This window comes from Haloarchaeobius iranensis (assembly GCF_900103505.1).
Classification (GTDB): Archaea; Halobacteriota; Halobacteria; order Halobacteriales; family Natrialbaceae; genus Haloarchaeobius; species Haloarchaeobius iranensis.
Genome location: NZ_FNIA01000010.1, coordinates 70,875 through 87,991, shown reverse-complemented (window position 1 = coordinate 87,991; position 17,117 = coordinate 70,875). Strand labels below are relative to the sequence as shown.

Here is a 17,117-nt window from a genome sequence, read left to right as displayed (position 1 = left end):
GGGTTTGGAGACCCGCGAGCTGACGAGCGCCGCCGAGCGCCGCGTCGCCGCGCGAGAAGGAGCGCACGCACCAACTGCCGTACGAACGGTTGGGCAACCTCGTCGAGCGGGCGCGCTGACCGGCGGCACCGGCCAGGGTTTACGTACGGGGACGAGGTCAGTGTCGGCGATGCGCTGACCGTCGCCTCCGACGGGGAGCGGGTGTGCGACACGTCGTCGGAGGGCTGTCGAGTGTCGCCTGCTCGCCACCACGCCAGCTCCGGACAACTATATATATTCCCCCCGATAGCTATTTTGGGGCACCAGCGCTAGGAGTAGGCGAGAAGCCGGGGTGTACCCGGCCGCACACGTATGAGTGAGGACGCACGAGCCACCGTTCTGATAACCGTCGATTCGCTGCGAGCGGACGCACTCGACCTGACATCCGATTCGTCACATACCCCGGCACTGCGGGACCTGGCCGGCGAGGCGACCGTGTTCGAGAACGCCTTCGCGCAGGGGAACTGGACCCCCTTTTCCTTCCCGAGCATCCTCGGCGGCGCACCGGTGTTCGCTGACGGGCCACGCATCGGCGTCGGGAACGGCCCGACGCTCGCGGAGACGCTCGGCCGGTCCGGCATGGCCACGGGTGGGTTCAACGCCTCGAACGGGTTCCTCACCGCGTACTGGGGCTACGACCGCGGGTTCGAGCAGTTCGAGACGTACCACGCCGAGGCCTCGAATCCGGTGAGCAAGTTCCTCTCGGCGCACCCGACCTGGCAGGCGTGGACCCAGTTCGCCACCCAGCCGTTCCGGGCTGCTGCGCGACGCCTGCGCGGGCAGGAGAGCTATCCCGCCGAGAACACCTCGCGGATGCGCGACGTGGAGAACGCGGCGGTCTCGTTCATCGAGGGCCAGGACGGCGAGTTCTTCTGCTGGATACACTACATGGACACCCACACGCCGTACGTCCCCGCACCGGTGAACGTCCGCGCCGTCACCGGCGAGGACTACGGCACGCTGCGGATGCTCAGCCCCCACCTGCGCACTGGGCTGGGGCGCGAGGTCGGGTCCGAGACGCTCGCGGACCTGCGGACGCTGTACCGTGCGGCAGCCCATCAGGTCGACCAGAGCATCGGCCGGGTGCTCGACGCGCTCGAACGCGCGGGCATCCGCGACGAGACGACGGTCGTCGTCGCCGGGGACCACGGCGAGGAGTTCATGGAGCACGGCCACCTCTCGCACTACCCGAAGCTCTACCGCGAGCTGACGCACGTGCCGTTCATCGTAGACGCACCGGACACGCCGAGCCAGCGGGTGGCGTCGCCGGTCGCGCTCGACGCCATCCCGCCGACGCTGTGCGACCTCCACGGCGTCCAGCGCCCCGAGGGGTTCACCGCGGACAGCCTCGTGCCGACGCTCCGCGACGGCGAGGACCCGGACGCCGGGCCCATCGTCTCCGTGACCGTCCGTGGCGACTCCGTCACCCAGCAGCCGATTCCCCGCAACCTGGGGGACGGCGACACGGTCGTCAGCGTCCGGGACGAGCGCTGGACGTACATCGAGTGCCCGGCCGCCGACGAGCGCGAGCTCTACGACCGGACCGTCGACCCGGAGGAACGGGAGAACCGGTGGGACGAGGCAGCCGACGAGGCTGGCGTCGCGGCGCTCTGCCGGGCCGCCGAGCGACGGCTCGACGCGCTGGCGACCGTCGCCGGCGAGCACGACGACGAGGACGAGGAGGAGGTCCCGGAGGAGCTGGAGGACCGCCTCAGCGCGCTGGGCTACCGCTAGACGCCGTCGGCCAGCCGGCACCCGAGGTTTTTGTTCGGGAGCGCGTATCCGGAGCCATGCAGTTCGTCGCACTGGACGACGCGCTCCTGACCGTCGACGACGACACGGTGAGCGACCGGGACGAGGGCCACGAGTTCGAGTGCGTGGCCGTCGGGCCGGACCGGGCATTCGTCGGGACGTTCGACGCCGGGCTGTCCCGCCGCGACGTCACCGGCAGCGACGACGACTGGCACCGCGTCGGCGAGTCCCTGCCGGACTCGGTGACGGCGGTCGCGCTCGACCCGCACGAACCCGACGGCGTCTGGGTCGGCACGGAGCCGAGCCGCGTCTTCTACTCCGCCGATGGGGGCGACAGCTGGACCGAGCGCTCCGGCCTCGCCGAGCTGCCGTCGGCCGACGAGTGGTACTTCCCGCCGCGACCCGACACCCACCACGTCCGCTGGCTCGAACCGGACCCGCACCGGGCGGGTCGGTGCTACGTCGGCATCGAGGCCGGCGCGCTCGTCGTCACCGACGACGGCGGCGAGACGTGGACCGAGCGACCCGACGGGAGCCGTCGCGACAACCACCAGCTGGCGACGCATCCCGAGGCGGTCGGTCGGGTGTACAGCGCGGCCGGCGACGGCTACGCCGAGAGCACCGACCACGGCCGGACCTGGGACCAGCCACAGTCGGGACTCGACCATCGCTACTGCTGGAGCGTCGCAGTCGACCCGGAGAACCCTGACCTTCGCGTCGTGTCGGCCGCCAGCGGCGCGTCCCGGGCCCATCGCCTCGGGACCGCCGAGAGCTACGTCTACCGGAAGCACGGTGACGACCCGTGGGAGGTCGCGATGGACGGCCTGCCCGACCCCGAGGGGTTCCGTCGGCCCGTCCTCGCACCTGCCGGTCCCGGAACGTTCCTCGCGGCGGCCGACGACGGACTCTACCGGAGCACGGACGCCGGGCGCTCGTGGAACCGGGTCGTCGCGTGGGACGAGACGGGGCCGGTGCGGGGGCTCGCTGTGCACTGACGCGGCGGGCGAGCCGCCAGTGGTCCGCGCTCAGGCGGGCGTCCGCTCCTCGTCGAGGACGGCTAGCTCGTCGTCCACGGTGAGCGTCAGCGTCTCGTCGTCGAGCGTCACCGAGATGGCGACCCGGAGCGGGTCGCGGTCGACGACCGTCGAGGCGTCGGCGCTCACCCACTCCAGCTCCCAGAGCGGCGTCTCTCGCGTGTTGATGCCGTGGTCGTAGTGGAAGGCGACGACAGCAGGGTGTGACATGAGTGCGAGCCCGACGTCGGTGAACCAGCCGGCGTTGCAGCGTTCACAGCCGTAGCGGACGAACGCCTCGAACGGTCCCTCGACGAGCCAGTCCGGCGAGTCGTCGGCCGTGGCGTCGATGACCCAGCGGTCCATGCGGCCGTCGCAGCGCGTGCAGAAGCCGAGCTCCGCGGTGTTGTGGTTCCGGATCGCCCAGCGGTGGGCGACGTCGATGGCCTCCTCGGGCGTGCAGTCGTAGAGCGCACCCGGCGGGACCGCGACCTGTGCGAAGTCCTCACCGCAGTCGCGGCAGGTGATGTCGACCCTGGTATCCTCGAACGTCGCCGTCATCCGCGACCCGCAGTCGAGACAGGTGGCGTCCATCTGGACGGGGTCGGCGTCGATGGCCTTCGTGTAGCCGCCCGAGAGGACAGCGCCGGCGACCTGGGCGCCCTCGCGGGTGAGTACGTACCCCTCGTCGTGCTCCGCGACGAACCGGTCGGTGAGCTTCCCGAGGTGGTAGTTGAACTGGCCGGTGTCGCGCATCCCGACGCGGTCGTTGAGCTCGCTGAACGAGAGCGGTTCGTCGGCGTCGAGTAGCGCCTCGAGCACGCGGACCCGGGTCTCGTGGGCCACCAGTCCGAACGCCTCGTCCGGCGGGAGCTGCTCCACGACGATGTCGGAGTCGCTCATGGTGACAGCTTCACGGAGCGAGACAAAGAGGATTTCGCGGGCTGGGCTACTCCCCGTCGCCGACAGCACGTTTGAGCACGTCCCGCGCGCCCTCGACCTCCTCGGGGATGATGGTGTGGCCCATCCCCTCGAATATCTGTGCGGTCACGTCCGCGCCGAGGTCGGTGAGCACGTCGCGTGTCTCGTGGACGCGTTCCTTCGGGATGTGCGGGTCCTTCGCGTCACAGCCGAGGTAGACGGGGGTGCCGTCGAGGTCGCCGTCGTACTCCCGAGGCGTGCCCTCGGGACCGATGAGGCCGCCGCTGAAGGCGACGAGGCCGCCGAACCGGGTCGCGTTCCGCGCGACGTACTCGCTGGCGAGGCAGGCCCCCTGCGAGAAGCCGAGCAGGACGACCCGCTCGCGCGGGATGCCGGCGTCGACGGCCCGTGCGACCGTCTCGTCGACGAGTTCGAGCGCCGACGAGAGGTGGGGCTCGTTGTCCGCCGTGTCGGCCATGAACGAGTACGGGTACCAGGTGTTGCCGGTGGCCTGTGGCCCGAGCCACGCGACGTCGTCCACGTCGAGTTCGCTCGCGAGGCCGAGCACGCTCCGGGCCGTCGCACCCCGACCGTGGAGCGCGACGACAGCGGCACGGGCCTCGTCGAGGGATGCACCGGCCGTGAGTACCTGCGCGTCGGCGTGGGGGCCGTCGAGCATGGTCACCGCTCACCCGCCCGGTCGTCGTCTGGGTCGGTGTCACCGCTGGCCTCGCCGGCGACGCCGCCGTCCGGCAGCTGGGCCCTCGCGTCGGTCGCCAGCGGCGGGAGGTTCGCCTCGATGCCCTCGCGGTCGTCCGCGAGCCACGGGGGGAGCTGGAGCTCGCTGCCGAGCTCCTCGACGGGTTCGTCGGCGGTGAAGCCGGGCTCCTCGGTCGCGATCTCGAACAGGACGCCGCCGGGCTCGCGGTAGTAGATGGACTGGAAGTAGCGGCGGTCCTTCTGCTCGGTGACGCGCTGACCGGCGTCGAGCAGGGTCTCGCGCCACGCGAGCTCCGTCTCCGAGTCGGGCGTCCGGAAGGCGACGTGGTGGACGGTGCCGGCACCGGGCCGGGCGGCGGGTGCGTCGGGTCGGTCGAGCACGTCGACGACGCCGGCGCGGTCGGGCACCTCGTAGCGGGTGCGGTCGCCGACGGTCTCCCCCGCCTCGTAGCCCATCGTCGCCAGCACGTCCGCGGTCGCCTCGGGGTCCGTCGGCAGCAGCGTCACGCCGGCGAAGCCGCGCAGGGCGTGCTCGGCAGGAACCGGGCCGTCGCTCCACGGCTCGACCGCACCGTCGTCGTGCGGGTCGTCGCCGAAGACGAGTTCGAGCGGCTGGCCGTCCGGGTCGCGGAACGGGAGCACGGTCTCGCCGAAGCGCTCGACCGGCTGGGTCACGTCGGCGTCGCTCTCCGTCAGTCGGTCCTGCCAGTACGGCAGCGAGCCGTCGGGCGCGCGGAACGCCGTCGCGCTCGCCATGCCCTTGCCGACTCGGCCCTGGCGTGTCCCGCCGAAGGGGAAGAAGGTCATCGCCGTGCCCGGTGTGCCCGTCTCGTCGCCGTAGTAGAGGTGGTACGTCGTCACGTCGTCGAAGTTGACGGTCTGCTTGACCAGTCGCAGGCCGAGGACGTCGGTGTAGAACGCGACGTTCTCGGTCGGGTCCGCCGCGACGGCGGTCACGTGGTGGATGCCGTGCAGTCTGTCCGTATCGGTCATACCGGTCGTAGGGGCCCGGCGAGGAAATAGCGTGTGGACCCCCGTGTCGGCAGGTTACACTCGTGTCACGTGACTGTCGAGGGGGCCCGCGTCGGGGTCGGCACGGTCGGTCACAGCCGGGTCTGCATCTCGACCACGTCGCCGGTCACGCCGTCGGCGAACTCGTGGCGGTGGGTGGCCACCCGCTCGTAGCCCCGGCGCTCGTAGAACCCAGCGGCGTTCGCCGAGGACCAGCACGCCGCCGAGGCCGCGCCCGCCGCACGGAGGTGCTCGTGGAGCGCCTCGAGCAGTGCTGTCCCGACGCCTTCGCCCGCCCGGTCCGGGTCCACGTACAGGGCCGTCACCTCGGCGTCGACGTCGGCGTCGAGGTGGTTGCGGCACTCGGGGAGGGCGGTGCCGAACCCGACGACGCTGCCGCCGTCGGTCGTCGCGACCAGGAACGTGCCGTCGCCGTCGAACTCGTAGTCGTCCACGCTCCGGCCGTCGTGCCACGCGTCGACGACGCCGTCGTCGTACGCGCGCGGTCCCCGCTCGGCGATGGCTGCCTCGTGGACCGCCAGAATCGCCTCGGCGTCGCCGGACTCCGCTGGTCTCACGCGCATAGCTATCCTCAAGAACCGTCTCGACGCTGAAACTACCGGTTTCGCAGGAAGAGCTGTCAGTCAGCGCGGGCGCGAGCGCTTGGTTCCCAGCCGGCGCATCGCGAACACGACGACGGCCAGCAGGGCGGTGAACACGAGCGCCACCGGGACGTAGCCAGTCGTGAGCGTGCCGGTTCCGACGGTCGCGAACACCACGGCGGCCGTCAGCAGGAACGCCACGAGGAGGCCGAGTGCACCGGAGACCCAGAGGATGCGCTCTTCGGTCGGGAGTCCATCGTTCGTCTGCTTCGGGTACTGAGTCATACCAGTGGATACGCGTGCTACATATAAACCCGGTCTCCAGATTTTCACTCCGTGGGAACGAGGGACCGCGCCGAGTTCAGCACCACGAGGGCGCTGCTGGTGCCCATCGCCAGCGCGGCGAACAGCGGGTTCAGGAGCCCCGTGGCCGCCAGCGGGATGGCCACGGCGTTGTAGCCGAACGCCCAGGTCAGGTTCTCGCGGACGCGCCGTCTGGTCGCGGTGGCCACGTCGAACAGGACGGGGACCGCGTCGAGCCGACCGTCGGTCACGACCGCGTCGGCCGCCTCCGCAGCCAGTCCGCCGCTGCCGGCGATGGCGACCCCGACGTCCGCCGCAGCGAGCGCGGGCGCGTCGTTGTCGCCGTCGCCGACCATCGCGACGGTCCCCTGTGCGCGGAGTCGCTGGATCGCAGCGACCTTCCCGTCCGGCGGGACGCCGGCGAACACCTCGTCGACGGCCGGGTGGTCCCGGAACCGTTCGGCGGCAGCGCCCTCGTCGCCGGTCAGGACGACGACCGAGCGCCCGTCGTCGGCGAGCGCCCGGACCGTCTCGTCCCAGTCGTCGCGGGGCCGGTCGGTGACGGCGAGGAGTCCCCGAAACTGACCGTCCCAGCCGACGAGGACGGGGACGCCGCCGTCGGCCGCGACCGCGTCTGCCCGCTCGCGGAACGGCTCCGGGACCGCGATTCCCTCGGCGTCGAGGAGGTCGTGGTTCCCCACGACGGTCCGCTCGCCGTCGACGTCGCCGACGACGCCCGTCGGGCGCACGTCGACCGACGCCGCGGGGTCGTCCCAGGCGGCCGCGTCGCGGCCCGTCGCGGTGGCCCCCGCCGGTTCGCCGCCGTCGGTCGCGGGTTCCCCGCCAGGGACGGGTCGAACGCCCTCACCGCCGGCGAACGCGACGACGGCGTCGGCGATGGGGTGGTTCGAGTACCGTTCCAGCGCGGCGGCGCGGGCGAGGAGCCGCGTCTCGTCGCCGTCCGCGACCGCGACGTCGGTCACGGTCATCTCGCCGCTGGTCAGCGTCCCGGTCTTGTCGAGCGCGACGGTGTCGACGTCGGGCAGCACCTCGAACACCGTCTCCGAGGCGACGACGACGCCGGACTCGGCGGCGCGCTGGATGCCCGCGGCGACTGCCAGCGGCGTGGCGAGGCCGAGCGCACACGGGCAGGCGACGACGAGGACGGTCAGCCCGACGAGCAGCGCGCCGGTCGGGCCCCCACCGAGGACGAGCGTCCCGGTGGCGACCAGCAGTGCGACGGTCGTCACGGTCGGAACGAACACCGTCGCGAGCCGGTCCGCGAGGCGCTGGACGCCGGGGCGGGCGCTCTGGACCTCCCAGAGCAGGCCGACGATGCGGTCGAGCGTGCTCGTCGCGTCCTCGCTCACCGCGACGACGAGCGGGGTGTCGGTGACGACAGAGCCGCCCACGACCGCGTCGCCCGGGCGCTTCGTCACCGGGAGTGACTCGCCGGTCACGAGCGCCTCGTCGACGGCCGCGACGCCCTCGACGACGGTGCCGTCGAGCGGGACGCGCTCGCCCGGCCGGACGAGCAGTTCGGAGCCCGGGGCCACGTCCTCGACCGGGAGCGTGCGGCCGTCGCGGAGCCGGGCCTCCTCGACCGACGCCGCGGTGAGGTCCGACAGCAGCGAGACGGCGTTGCGCTTCACGCGGTCCTCGTAGTAGTTGCCCGCGCTGACGACGAGCACGATGGCGACGGTCACGTCGAAGTAGACGTCGATGCCGCCGGTCAGCATCACGGCGGTGCTGTAGACGTACGCGCTCGTCGCCGCGAGCGAGACGAGCAGGTCCATGTTCGGCTGGCCCGCCCGGAGGCTCACGTAGGCCCCACGGAGGAGGGTGAAGCCGCTGTAGAACAGCACGACGGTCGTGAACAGCCAGATCTGTGCGAGCAGGTAGAGCCGGCCGAACGAGCCGAAGTCGACGACCGGCGCGAAGCCGAAGTGCTGCGGGTAGATGAACAGCACATACCACAGCATCGTCATCATGCCGAAGAAGCCGCCCCCGACGAGGAACGTCGCCGTCGGCGAGTCGGGTTCGTGCTCCTCGGCGACGGCCCGCTCGCGCGCCTCGTAGCCCGCCGTCGAGACGAGGTCGGGCAGGTCGGCGGCGTCGACGGCGGCGGGGTCGTAGACGAGCTTCATCGTGTCCGTCGCGTAGCTCGCCGACGCCCCCTCGACGCCCGGGTTGTCGGTCGCGGTCGACTCGAGGAACAGCTCGCAGGTCGCACAGTGCATCCCGTCGACCGAGAGGTAGCAGACCTCGCCGTCCGCGTCGTCGTCGCCCGCGTCGAGTAGCTCCTCGGGCGAGGCCGCGTCGATGTCCTCGACGTCGTCCAGCGAGCGCGCGACGGCGAGGCACCCCCGACAGCAGAACTCGCCCTCCACCTCGGGGTCGGTCACGGGCTCGGCGGGCAGGTCCAGGTCACAGAGCGTGCAGCCGGTCATAGCTCACTCACAGCGGCTGGTAGTACGGCACGGGCGGGTGCGGCAGGTGGACGCCGAACAGCATCAGGCCGTGGGCCAGCGGCAGGTAGCCCAGTGCGAGGAAGGCGACGCCCATCGTGCGGTGCAGGAGCGTCCGGTGCCGCACCGACAGCGAGCCGATGGCGAGCCCGTACGCCAGCAGCGTCGGGACGGTCCCGACACCGAGCAGGGCGAGCGCGAGCGCCCCCCGGAACGGGTCGCCGATGACGAACGCGTACAGGTACGCGGGGTAGGTGATCGGGCAGGGGAGTACCGCGTGGACCGCCCCCAGTCCGACGATGCCCGTCGAGTTCGTCGCGCGGTCGAGGTGGCCCGTCAACACGCCACTGACCCGTCGGAACACCCCCGAGAGAACGGGGATGGAGTTCCCGACGGCCGCACCCCCGGCGGTGCCACGGAACAGGTAGCCGACGCCTGCGGCGAGGATGAACAGGCCGACGAGGATGCCCATGCTCCCGCGTACGACATCCGAGAGCGACGTGACGGCCGTGACGCTCCCGACGACGAGGCTCCCGGCGAGTCCGAGGACCGCACCGACGAACGCGTAGCCCGCGGTCCGGCCGAGGTTGAACAGGCCGTGCTGGCGGACGTCGCGCATCGTGAGCTGGTCCCGCCGGCGGTCGTCGCCGCTCGCGGTGATGCGGTCGGCGTACGTCGACACCAGCGGCCCGCACATCCCGAGGCAGTGCGCGCCGCCGAGCGCGCCGATGACGAGGAACAGAAGCAAGTCGGCGTTCGCGGTGACGCCGCCGGTCTGTAGGCCTCGCGCGACGGGCTCGACCCACCCGTTCACCTATCACACCCCGTTCGCGCTCGCCTCGTCGTGGTGCTCGTCCTCGTGTGGCGAGAGCGCGAGTGCCAGACAGCCGGTGATGATGAGCACGTTGAGGAGTGTGATGGCTGCGATGGTCTCGCCTTTCAACGCGATGAAAGCCACCGCCGGAGCCAGAGCGCCCAGGGAGATGAACCCGACCGTTCGCGGTGTAACGTCCATGGTGAGGGGTGTGGAAGTGCGTGAGTATAAATGCTGGTCCGATTCTCGCCTCACGGCACCGACCCAGGGAGTTAAGACACGAGAATACAGAAGTGACGCTCATGAGTAGGGGTGTACCAGCAGTCGAAGACGAGGAGGAAGTGCCGGGGAGCGAACAGAGCGTCTCGGCACCTGTGACGCAGGAGGAACCGGAACGGGAGCTCACCCACGAGGAGTTCGACCCGAAGGGAACGCTCGCGCTGATACTGACGTACTTCGCGGTGCTCGCTATCATGTGGGTGTTCATGTACTTCGTCGAGTTCCTGGGCAACGATCTCATCGTCGTGGGGTGATCACGGATGCATATTCACCAGTACGAGAAACTCTGGCTCGGCATGTCGCTGCTGCTCATCGTGGGGTTCATCGCGACAATCACGTACGGCGCGGTCGGCGTCGGCGTGACGATGATAGACGACAGCGGCGGGAACGTCGACCCGAACGCCCTCGACGAGCACCCCGAGTTCAGCGACCCCGGCGTCGAGAAGGTCGGTGAGAACGAGTACGAGGCGTACGTCGTCGCCAGGCAGTTCATCTTCCAGCCCGACCCCATCGTCGTCCCCGCCAACAGTACGGTGACGTTCTACGTGACGTCGGCGGACGTCGTCCACGGCTTCTCGGTCGTGGGGACCAACGCCAACACGATGGTCATCCCGGGTGAGGTCGCCGAGGTCACCGTCGAGGTGGGCGAGCCGGGCGAGTACGGCATCGTCTGTCACGAGTACTGCGGCGCCGGCCACCACAGCATGGAGGGCATGCTCCGGGTGGTGCCCGAGGGCGAGTACAACAGCAGCGACGGAGGTGAGCAATGAGCGTCGACCAGGAGACCTTCGCGGACCGGTACCCGCAGGAGGCAGAGCTCGTCCGGCGTGCGTTCCTGGTCGCGTTCACCGCGCTCGGACTGGGCGCACTGTTCGGCATCTTCCAGGCGCTCCACCGGACGAACGTCCTGCGGATCATCCCGTCGACCGACTACTACACGGCACTGACCGCACACGGCGTGCTGCTGGCGATCGTCTTCACCATCTTCTACCTCGTCGGGCTGTACCAGTGGGCCGTCACGCGTAGCCTCGACCGGTCGCCGACGAACATCAACTTCACCCGGGCGTGGCTCACGCTGATGACCGTCGGGTCGGCCATCACCGGCGTCACCATCCTGCTCGGGTTCGTCGACCAGATCGGCATCAGCGCGGACGTGCTCTTTACGTTCTACGCGCCGCTGCAGGCCCACCCGCTGTTCTACACGGGCCTCGTCGTGTTCATCATCGGGACCTGGCTCGCGGGCGTCGACTGGTTCCGCACGTGGCTGCACTGGAAGCAGGACAACCCCGACGAGCGCATCCCGCTGCAGACGTTCATGGTGCTGACGACCATGATAATGTGGTACATCGCCACTATCGGCGTCGCCATCGCCGTGCTCTTCTTCCTGCTGCCGTGGTCGCTCGGGCTCATCGACACGGTGAACCCGCTGCTGACCCGGACGCTGTTCTGGTTCTTCGGACACCCGGTCGTCTACTTCTGGCTGCTGCCGGCGTACATGCTCTGGTACACGGTGCTGCCGAAGCTCGCCGGCGGGCGGCTATTCAGCGACCCACTCGCACGGGTCGTCTTCGTGCTGTTCGTGCTGCTGTCGACCCCGGTCGGCATCCACCACCAGTACGTCGATCCCGGTATCGCGGAAGGGTTCAAGTTCATCGCGATGACGAACACGATGTTCCTGCTGTTGCCGAGCCTGCTGACCGCGTTCACCGTCGTCGCGAGCATGGAACACGGGGCGCGCCAGCGCGGCGGTGAGGGTCTGTTCGGCTGGCTCACCGCCCTCCCGTGGCGCGACCCCGCGTTCACCGGGATGGCGCTCGCCGGCCTGATGTTCGCCGCCGGCGGCTTCTCCGGCATGATAAACGCCGGGATGAACATCAACTACCTCATCCACAACACGCTCTGGGTGCCCGGCCACTTCCACCTCACCGTCGGCACGGCGGTCGCGCTGACGATGATGGCGGGGACGTACTGGCTCTGGCCCCAGCTCACGAACCGGCGGCTCTACTCCCGGCCCATCGGGCTGCTGCAGGTCGTCATGTGGTTCGGCGGGATGGCGCTGATGTCCAACTCGATGCACGTCGCCGGCCTGTACGGCGTGCCGCGCCGGACCGCGGAGCCGCAGTACGCGGGCTTCGACTTCAACACGGCGTTCGGGAGCATGGCGGAGCTGAACATCCAGCTCGCCGTCGGCGGCACGCTGCTGTTCGTCTCGACGCTCCTGTTCCTCGGGAACCTCACGCTCTCGCTGGGCAACCCGAAGGTCGAGGGGCTGGGCCAGTCGCTCCCGGAACCGCTCTCCGGCGCGGAGGACAGCCCGCGCGTGCTGGACAACATGCGGCTCTGGGCGGGCATCGCGCTGGTACTCGTCGTGCTCGCGTACGTGCTGCCGCTCGGGGCGATCATCCAGAACGGCGGCCTGTTCGGCACCGGCGGTGACGCCTACCCGGTGTCGGTGCTCGGGACGTTCGACGGGCTCGACGCCGTCCTCGAGCTCCTGGGGGTGGGACGATGAGCGGCCGCGGTCCCATCGTCAAGACCCGCGGGGGACTGCTCGTGGCCTGGGCGTTCCTGCTCGTGTTCGGGTTCGAGCTCCGGACGGCGCTCGGGCTGTTCCTGGGCATCGACGTGCCGGCGGTCCCGTATCTGGGCACGCTGGCGGTGGTGCTGACCTTATTCGCCGTGCTGGCGGACTTCCAGCGCACGTCGGCGCAGGGCGAGGCCTGAGATGTCCGTCGTGGATGGCCGGCCCCGGCTGCCGCTGTCGTGGGTCGCGCTCGCCGTGGTCGCGGGCGTGACGGTCGGCTACTGGCTGGCGGTCGACCCGGTCGTCCAGTCGGCCGCGCAGGTCGGCTACCCGCTGCTGTGGCTGGCGGCCAGCGCGGTCGGCGTCCGGGTGGCCGTCGACGCCGGGGTACGCTCGCTCTCGCCGCTTCCGGCGCTCGGCGGCGCGGCGTACACCGTCGCGCTGCTGTGGACCGCGGGGCTGCTGGCACCGGCCGCGTCAGCGCCCGAGCTCTCGGTCCATCTCGCGATTCCGGGCTGGGGGCCGGCCGTGCACTACGTCGGCCCGGTGGTCGCGCTCACGGTCGTCCCGTTCCTCGTCGGCGGCTACGCGACGCTCGGACTGCTCGCGGCCGTCGCCGTCGACCGGTCGTGGAACGCGACGATGCCCGGCGCGGTCGGCCTGCTCGCCTGCGTGAGCTGCACCGCGCCGCTGGTCGCCACCCTCGCCGGCTCGCTCGGTGCCGGCTCGCTGGCGGCGACGCTCAGCACCGCGCAGTACCCGGTCGCGACGGCGGCGTTCCTGCTCTCTATCGGAGGCTTCGCCGCCGTGCTCCGGCGGACCGCGGTCTGAGCGCGGTCGCCGCCGAACCTTTTTAGCCGAGAGCGAGGTAGGGCAGGGCATGACCGAGCAGTCGCCGGGCACGGATGGGGACGACGCACGGAGCGAGACACCGGTCTCGGAGACGGACCCAGCGGACGACACCGCGGCCGAGGACCGGGACGCGTCGCCGGCCGACGCCACCGTGGACGAGGGCGCGGAGCCGACGCCGGGGGTCCCCGACGAGGAGACGCTGGACGTCCCCGAGGACGTCGCCACCTACGACCGCTTCAAGAAGATGGACGGCGCGCAGTACGAGCGGGTCAACGAGTTCCTGCGCGACCGCACCTACATCACGGCCCGGGAGTGGGCCATCGCGCGGCTCTGTTCGGACTTCCGCACGGAGACCGGCGTCGAGATGACGAAGATCGGCGAGAACCTCCCCGAGCTTGTCCCGTTCATGACCGACACGTACACGCCGCAGGCGGTCAACCAGGCCCGCGCGGCCTTCGAGGACAAGATACGGACCGCGGGCGCGACGTTCCTCTACGGCGCGATGTGCGACTTCTTCACCGCCGAGGAGCTGGACGACGTGATGTACGAGTCGACCGAGGTCGCGAAGTTCCTGCTGGAGGTCGAGGGCGTCGACCTGAGCGTCGAGGAGGAGCTGGAGGCCGAGGAGCGCATCTCCTCGGTCATGCGCGAGGTGCGCGAGGCGAGCGCGGAGCTGCGGGAGGAAGAGGAGAGCCAGTAGCGCCGGTCACTCCGTCGGCGGCAGCAACAGCTCGGGCTCCGAGGGCTCGACCGTGACGACGTCCTCGATGGTGAGCGGGCGGATGTGAATCGGGAATCGCCCTTGCTCCAGCACCGCCTCGATGGTCTCCTCGGCGTCCTTGATGCCGTAGTACGCCGGGACGAGGACGACCTGTTCGCGCGCGGCGTCCTCGACGGCGACGACGAGGAACACGTGGCCGGCGTGGACCGCGCGGAACACCTCGAACTCGTCGAAGGCCGCGCCCTCGTCGGTCACCATCTCGCTGACCGTCTCGAACTCGTCGCCGCCGACGAGGACGTCGAGGCCGAAGCGGTCGTGGTCCGGCGGCAGGGCGGTCACGTCGCCGGGGTGGAGCTCGACGACCTCCCACCCGTCGTCGCGGTACTCGGCGGCCGTGGCCTCCATATCCTCGACGACGCGCTCCCAGGACTCGACTGCTGCGTCGCTGACACCGGGCTGCTCCATGCCGGTACGTGGGTGCAGGAGTTGTGAAAAGGGTTCCCGTTCGACGGGGGAGTCCCGGACGCACCGCGCAGTCGTGTGGGGTGTTCCCTCGACTCGTGTGGAAACTTATTTTACCCCTGGCCATCGCCTACGGAGATAGTGAACGACGTACTCTCCATCTCCGGTCTCAGGACGCAGTTCTCGACCGACCGCGGGCAGGTGAAGGCCGTCGACGGCATCGACCTGACGGTCCGCGAGGGCGAGACGGTCGGACTCGTCGGCGAGAGCGGCTCCGGCAAGAGCGTCACCGCGCTGTCGACGATGGGGCTGGTCGACGACCCGGGAGAGGTCGTCGACGGCACCGTCGAGTTCCACGACGCGGCGTTCGCCTCGGACCTCGCCGACCGGTACCCGGACGGCGACTTCGTCGACCCGGACAGGGGTGTCGTGGACCTGACCGCCGCCCCCGAGCCGGCGATGCGCTCCATCCGCGGCGGCGAGATGAGCATGATATTCCAGGACCCGATGACCTCGCTCAACCCCGCCCTGACCGTCGGCGAGCAGGTCGCCGAGAGCCTGCAGCTGCACCAGTACGGCGGGCGGAAGGAGGACACCTGGTGGAACGCGGTCCGCGAGGTGTTGCCGTCGCTGCGTGGCGGCGGCATCGACGAGGAGGTGCTGCAGTCGGCCGTCGACATCCTCGAGCAGGTCGGTATCCCCGACCCCGGCGAGCGGATCGACGACTACCCCAACGAGTTCTCCGGCGGGATGCGCCAGCGGGTCCTCATCGCCATCGCGCTGGCCTGCCAGCCACAGCTGCTCATCGCGGACGAGCCGACGACGGCGCTCGACGTGACGATCCAGGCGCAGATACTCGAGCTCATCAACGAGCTGCAGGCGGACATCGGCATGTCCGTGCTCTTCATCACGCACGACCTCGGCGTCATCGCGGAGACGTGCGACCGGGTCGCGGTGATGTACGCCGGCGAGATCGTCGAGGAGGGCCCCGTCGAGGAGATCTTCGAGAACCCGAGCCATCCGTACACGTACACGTTGCTCGAGTCCATCCCGACCGACGAGACGGACCGGCTCACCCCCATCGAGGGGAACGTGCCCGACCTCGTCGACATGCCCTCGGGCTGTCACTTCGCACCGCGATGTCCGTGGGCGGAACCCGAGTGCCGCGAGGGCGAAATCGAGTACCGACAGCACGGTCCCGACGACGTGGACCACCGCTCGAGGTGCATCCTCGACGACTTCGACACGTCGGTGTACGGGACCGACGAGGACGCGATGGCCGCCGAGACGGAGCGATTCGACGGCGAGCCGCTGCTCGAGGTTGACGGGCTCAGGAAGCACTTCTCGCAGGCGGACGACTTCCTCGACCGGCTGCTGGCTGACGAACAGCGCCCCGTCAGGGCGGTCGACGGCGTCGACCTCGAGCTGTACGAGGGCGAGACGCTCGGACTGGTCGGCGAGTCCGGCTGCGGGAAGTCGACCACCGGACGCACCCTGCTCCGCCTGCTCGAACCGACCGACGGCAGGGTCCTGTTCGCGGGCGAGGACCTCGCCTCGCTGGACGACGACGACCTGCGCGAGCGCCGCCGGGACATCCAGATGATCTTCCAGGACCCGATGTCGTCGCTCGACCCGCGGATGACCGTCGCCCAGACCATCCGCGAGCCGCTCAAGATACACGGCCTCCCGGAGGGCGACGGTGCCTTGACGCGCGAGCGGGTCGACGAGCTCATCGAGGCCGTCGGACTGGAGGTCGACCAGCGCGACCGCTACCCGCACGAGCTCTCCGGGGGCCAGCGCCAGCGCGTCGGCATTGCCCGGGCACTGGCGGTGGACCCGGACTTCATCGTCGCCGACGAGCCGGTGTCCGCGCTCGACGTGAGTGTCCAGGCACAGATCCTGAACCTGCTGGAGGACCTCCAGGAGGAGTTCGGGCTCACCTACCTGTTCATCGCACACGACCTGAGCGTCGTCCGGCACATCTCCGACCGCGTCGCGGTGATGTACCTCGGGAAGGTCGTGGAGATTGCAGAGACCGGCGAACTGTTCGCGGACCCGCGCCACCCCTACACCGAGGCGCTGCTCTCGTCTATCCCCGACCCCGACCCGGCCGCGGAGACCGACGACCGGATACTCCTGTCCGGCAGCGTCCCAAGCCCCATCGACCCGCCGAGCGGCTGTCGGTTCCGGACGCGCTGCCCGAAGGTCATCCCACCGGACGACCTCGACATCGTGCAGGCGGCGTACCGGGAGCTGATCGACTTCCGACAGCGCGTCGCCGAGCGCTCTGTCCCCGAGACCCTGCTGATGGCCACGGGCCAGGAGAACGCACAAGCAGCGACGGACGGCGGCGTGGCGGTCACGGACGCACGCGAGGAGCTCTTCGACACGACGCTCCCACCGGAGGTGCGACAGGTCGTCGACGAGTCGCTCCGCCTCGTCGCAGACGGCGAGTACGAGACGGCGGAGGAACTGCTCGCCAAGGAGTTCGGGAGCGTCTGCGAGCGCGAGGAGCCGGCCCTCGGCGCCGGCGTCCACCAGTCTGCCTGCCATCTGGAGCGGGAGGACTGACAGCCTGTTCCGCGCTGACCGTTTGTTACCGTTTTACGTACTTTCGTTATATTTATTGGTCATTA

The 17,117-nt window shown here is 70.1% G+C and carries 18 protein-coding genes; 9 read left to right on the top strand and 9 right to left on the bottom strand.

All coding sequences use genetic code 11. The features are described 5' to 3' along the window. Nucleotides 1–351: 351 nt before the first annotated feature. Together BLT27_RS10645 and BLT27_RS10640 are read left to right on the top strand one after the other, a co-directional pair. On the top strand, nt 352–1,773 hold the full coding sequence (locus tag BLT27_RS10645) for a sulfatase (RefSeq protein ID WP_089733677.1): 1,422 nt from the start codon (nt 352–354) through the stop codon (nt 1,771–1,773). A 56-nt stretch (nt 1,774–1,829) separates the two neighbouring features. Further along, nucleotides 1,830–2,786, top strand: a complete 957-nt coding sequence (locus BLT27_RS10640) for a WD40/YVTN/BNR-like repeat-containing protein (protein ID WP_089733675.1) — start codon at nt 1,830–1,832, stop codon at nt 2,784–2,786. 30 nt (nt 2,787–2,816) lie between these two features. Here BLT27_RS10640 and BLT27_RS10635 read toward each other — a convergent pair whose 3' ends face one another. The 8 genes from BLT27_RS10635 to BLT27_RS10600 form a co-directional block, all read right to left on the bottom strand. After that, nucleotides 2,817–3,707, bottom strand: coding sequence for a winged helix-turn-helix domain-containing protein (locus BLT27_RS10635; protein ID WP_089733673.1), 891 nt, complete (start codon nt 3,705–3,707; stop codon nt 2,817–2,819). 46 nt (nt 3,708–3,753) lie between these two features. After that, complete coding sequence (locus BLT27_RS10630; protein WP_089733671.1) at nt 3,754–4,404, bottom strand: alpha/beta hydrolase; 651 nt, start codon at nt 4,402–4,404, stop codon at nt 3,754–3,756. A 2-nt stretch (nt 4,405–4,406) separates the two neighbouring features. Then, the gene (locus BLT27_RS10625) at nt 4,407–5,438 is read right to left on the bottom strand and encodes a ring-cleaving dioxygenase (protein WP_089733669.1); all 1,032 of its coding nucleotides are present in this window, start codon (nt 5,436–5,438) and stop codon (nt 4,407–4,409) included. Between the two features lie 110 nt (nt 5,439–5,548). Beyond that, a complete protein-coding gene (locus BLT27_RS10620) occupies nt 5,549–6,040 on the bottom strand; it encodes a GNAT family N-acetyltransferase (protein WP_089733667.1) in 492 nt (163 codons plus the stop codon). A gap of 60 nt (nt 6,041–6,100) precedes the next feature. Beyond that, the gene (locus BLT27_RS10615) at nt 6,101–6,343 is read right to left on the bottom strand and encodes a hypothetical protein (RefSeq protein ID WP_089733665.1); all 243 of its coding nucleotides are present in this window, start codon (nt 6,341–6,343) and stop codon (nt 6,101–6,103) included. Between the two features lie 44 nt (nt 6,344–6,387). Next, on the bottom strand, nt 6,388–8,811 hold the full coding sequence (locus BLT27_RS10610) for a heavy metal translocating P-type ATPase (protein ID WP_089733662.1): 2,424 nt from the start codon (nt 8,809–8,811) through the stop codon (nt 6,388–6,390). 7 nt (nt 8,812–8,818) lie between these two features. Further along, entirely contained in the window at nt 8,819–9,643 is an 825-nt protein-coding gene (locus tag BLT27_RS10605) for a sulfite exporter TauE/SafE family protein (protein ID WP_245707720.1), read from the bottom strand. A gap of 3 nt (nt 9,644–9,646) precedes the next feature. Beyond that, nucleotides 9,647–9,844 carry a DUF8131 family protein gene (locus BLT27_RS10600; protein WP_089733660.1) on the bottom strand — a complete coding sequence of 66 codons (198 nt, stop codon included), beginning with the start codon at nt 9,842–9,844 and terminating at the stop codon, nt 9,647–9,649. A gap of 140 nt (nt 9,845–9,984) precedes the next feature. On the opposite strand from BLT27_RS10600, the gene BLT27_RS10595 reads away from it, so the two are divergent. The 6 genes from BLT27_RS10595 to BLT27_RS10570 are packed head-to-tail and all read left to right on the top strand — an operon-like array spanning nt 9,985 to nt 13,998. Beyond that, on the top strand, nt 9,985–10,176 hold the full coding sequence (locus BLT27_RS10595; protein ID WP_368086034.1) for a cytochrome oxidase: 192 nt from the start codon (nt 9,985–9,987) through the stop codon (nt 10,174–10,176). A gap of 6 nt (nt 10,177–10,182) precedes the next feature. Further along, nucleotides 10,183–10,692, top strand: a complete 510-nt coding sequence (locus BLT27_RS10590) for a cytochrome c oxidase subunit II (protein WP_089733658.1) — start codon at nt 10,183–10,185, stop codon at nt 10,690–10,692. Continuing rightward, nucleotides 10,689–12,434: a b(o/a)3-type cytochrome-c oxidase subunit 1 gene (locus BLT27_RS10585; protein ID WP_089733656.1), complete on the top strand. Its 1,746-nt coding sequence runs from the start codon at nt 10,689–10,691 to the stop codon at nt 12,432–12,434. Before BLT27_RS10590 ends, BLT27_RS10585 begins: the two co-directional genes overlap by 4 nt. After that, a complete protein-coding gene (locus BLT27_RS10580) occupies nt 12,431–12,646 on the top strand; it encodes a hypothetical protein (protein WP_089733654.1) in 216 nt (71 codons plus the stop codon). Before BLT27_RS10585 ends, BLT27_RS10580 begins: the two co-directional genes overlap by 4 nt. A 1-nt stretch (nt 12,647) precedes the next feature. After that, entirely contained in the window at nt 12,648–13,277 is a 630-nt protein-coding gene (locus BLT27_RS10575; RefSeq protein ID WP_089733652.1) for a DUF7546 family protein, read from the top strand. Nucleotides 13,278–13,326: 49 nt separating this feature from the next. Beyond that, nucleotides 13,327–13,998: a DUF5806 family protein gene (locus BLT27_RS10570; protein ID WP_089733650.1), complete on the top strand. Its 672-nt coding sequence runs from the start codon at nt 13,327–13,329 to the stop codon at nt 13,996–13,998. Between the two features lie 6 nt (nt 13,999–14,004). Here the strand turns inward: BLT27_RS10570 and BLT27_RS19750 are convergent, their stop codons facing one another. Continuing rightward, the gene (locus BLT27_RS19750; RefSeq protein WP_089733648.1) at nt 14,005–14,484 is read right to left on the bottom strand and encodes a DUF7529 family protein; all 480 of its coding nucleotides are present in this window, start codon (nt 14,482–14,484) and stop codon (nt 14,005–14,007) included. A 138-nt stretch (nt 14,485–14,622) separates the two neighbouring features. Between BLT27_RS19750 and BLT27_RS10560 the strand changes: the two genes are divergently transcribed. Then, nucleotides 14,623–17,052 carry an ABC transporter ATP-binding protein gene (locus tag BLT27_RS10560; RefSeq protein WP_089733647.1) on the top strand — a complete coding sequence of 810 codons (2,430 nt, stop codon included), beginning with the start codon at nt 14,623–14,625 and terminating at the stop codon, nt 17,050–17,052. Nucleotides 17,053–17,117: the final 65 nt, after the last annotated feature.

Bases quoted from the DNA above. Each gene is read 5' to 3' on its own strand.
- BLT27_RS10600 (WP_089733660.1), bottom strand. From the start codon at position 9,844: ATGGACGTTACACCGCGAACGGTCGGGTTCATCTCCCTGGGCGCTCTG.
- BLT27_RS10615 (WP_089733665.1), bottom strand. From the start codon at position 6,343: ATGACTCAGTACCCGAAGCAGACGAACGATGGACTCCCGACCGAAGAG.
- BLT27_RS10590 (WP_089733658.1), top strand. From the start codon at position 10,183: ATGCATATTCACCAGTACGAGAAACTCTGGCTCGGCATGTCGCTGCTG.
- BLT27_RS19750 (WP_089733648.1), bottom strand. From the start codon at position 14,484: ATGGAGCAGCCCGGTGTCAGCGACGCAGCAGTCGAGTCCTGGGAGCGC.
- BLT27_RS10580 (WP_089733654.1), top strand. From the start codon at position 12,431: ATGAGCGGCCGCGGTCCCATCGTCAAGACCCGCGGGGGACTGCTCGTG.
- BLT27_RS10620 (WP_089733667.1), bottom strand. From the start codon at position 6,040: ATGCGCGTGAGACCAGCGGAGTCCGGCGACGCCGAGGCGATTCTGGCG.
- BLT27_RS10625 (WP_089733669.1), bottom strand. From the start codon at position 5,438: ATGACCGATACGGACAGACTGCACGGCATCCACCACGTGACCGCCGTC.
- BLT27_RS10610 (WP_089733662.1), bottom strand. From the start codon at position 8,811: ATGACCGGCTGCACGCTCTGTGACCTGGACCTGCCCGCCGAGCCCGTG.
- BLT27_RS10645 (WP_089733677.1), top strand. From the start codon at position 352: ATGAGTGAGGACGCACGAGCCACCGTTCTGATAACCGTCGATTCGCTG.
- BLT27_RS10640 (WP_089733675.1), top strand. From the start codon at position 1,830: ATGCAGTTCGTCGCACTGGACGACGCGCTCCTGACCGTCGACGACGAC.
- BLT27_RS10575 (WP_089733652.1), top strand. From the start codon at position 12,648: ATGTCCGTCGTGGATGGCCGGCCCCGGCTGCCGCTGTCGTGGGTCGCG.
- BLT27_RS10570 (WP_089733650.1), top strand. From the start codon at position 13,327: ATGACCGAGCAGTCGCCGGGCACGGATGGGGACGACGCACGGAGCGAG.
- BLT27_RS10635 (WP_089733673.1), bottom strand. From the start codon at position 3,707: ATGAGCGACTCCGACATCGTCGTGGAGCAGCTCCCGCCGGACGAGGCG.
- BLT27_RS10630 (WP_089733671.1), bottom strand. From the start codon at position 4,404: ATGCTCGACGGCCCCCACGCCGACGCGCAGGTACTCACGGCCGGTGCA.
- BLT27_RS10585 (WP_089733656.1), top strand. From the start codon at position 10,689: ATGAGCGTCGACCAGGAGACCTTCGCGGACCGGTACCCGCAGGAGGCA.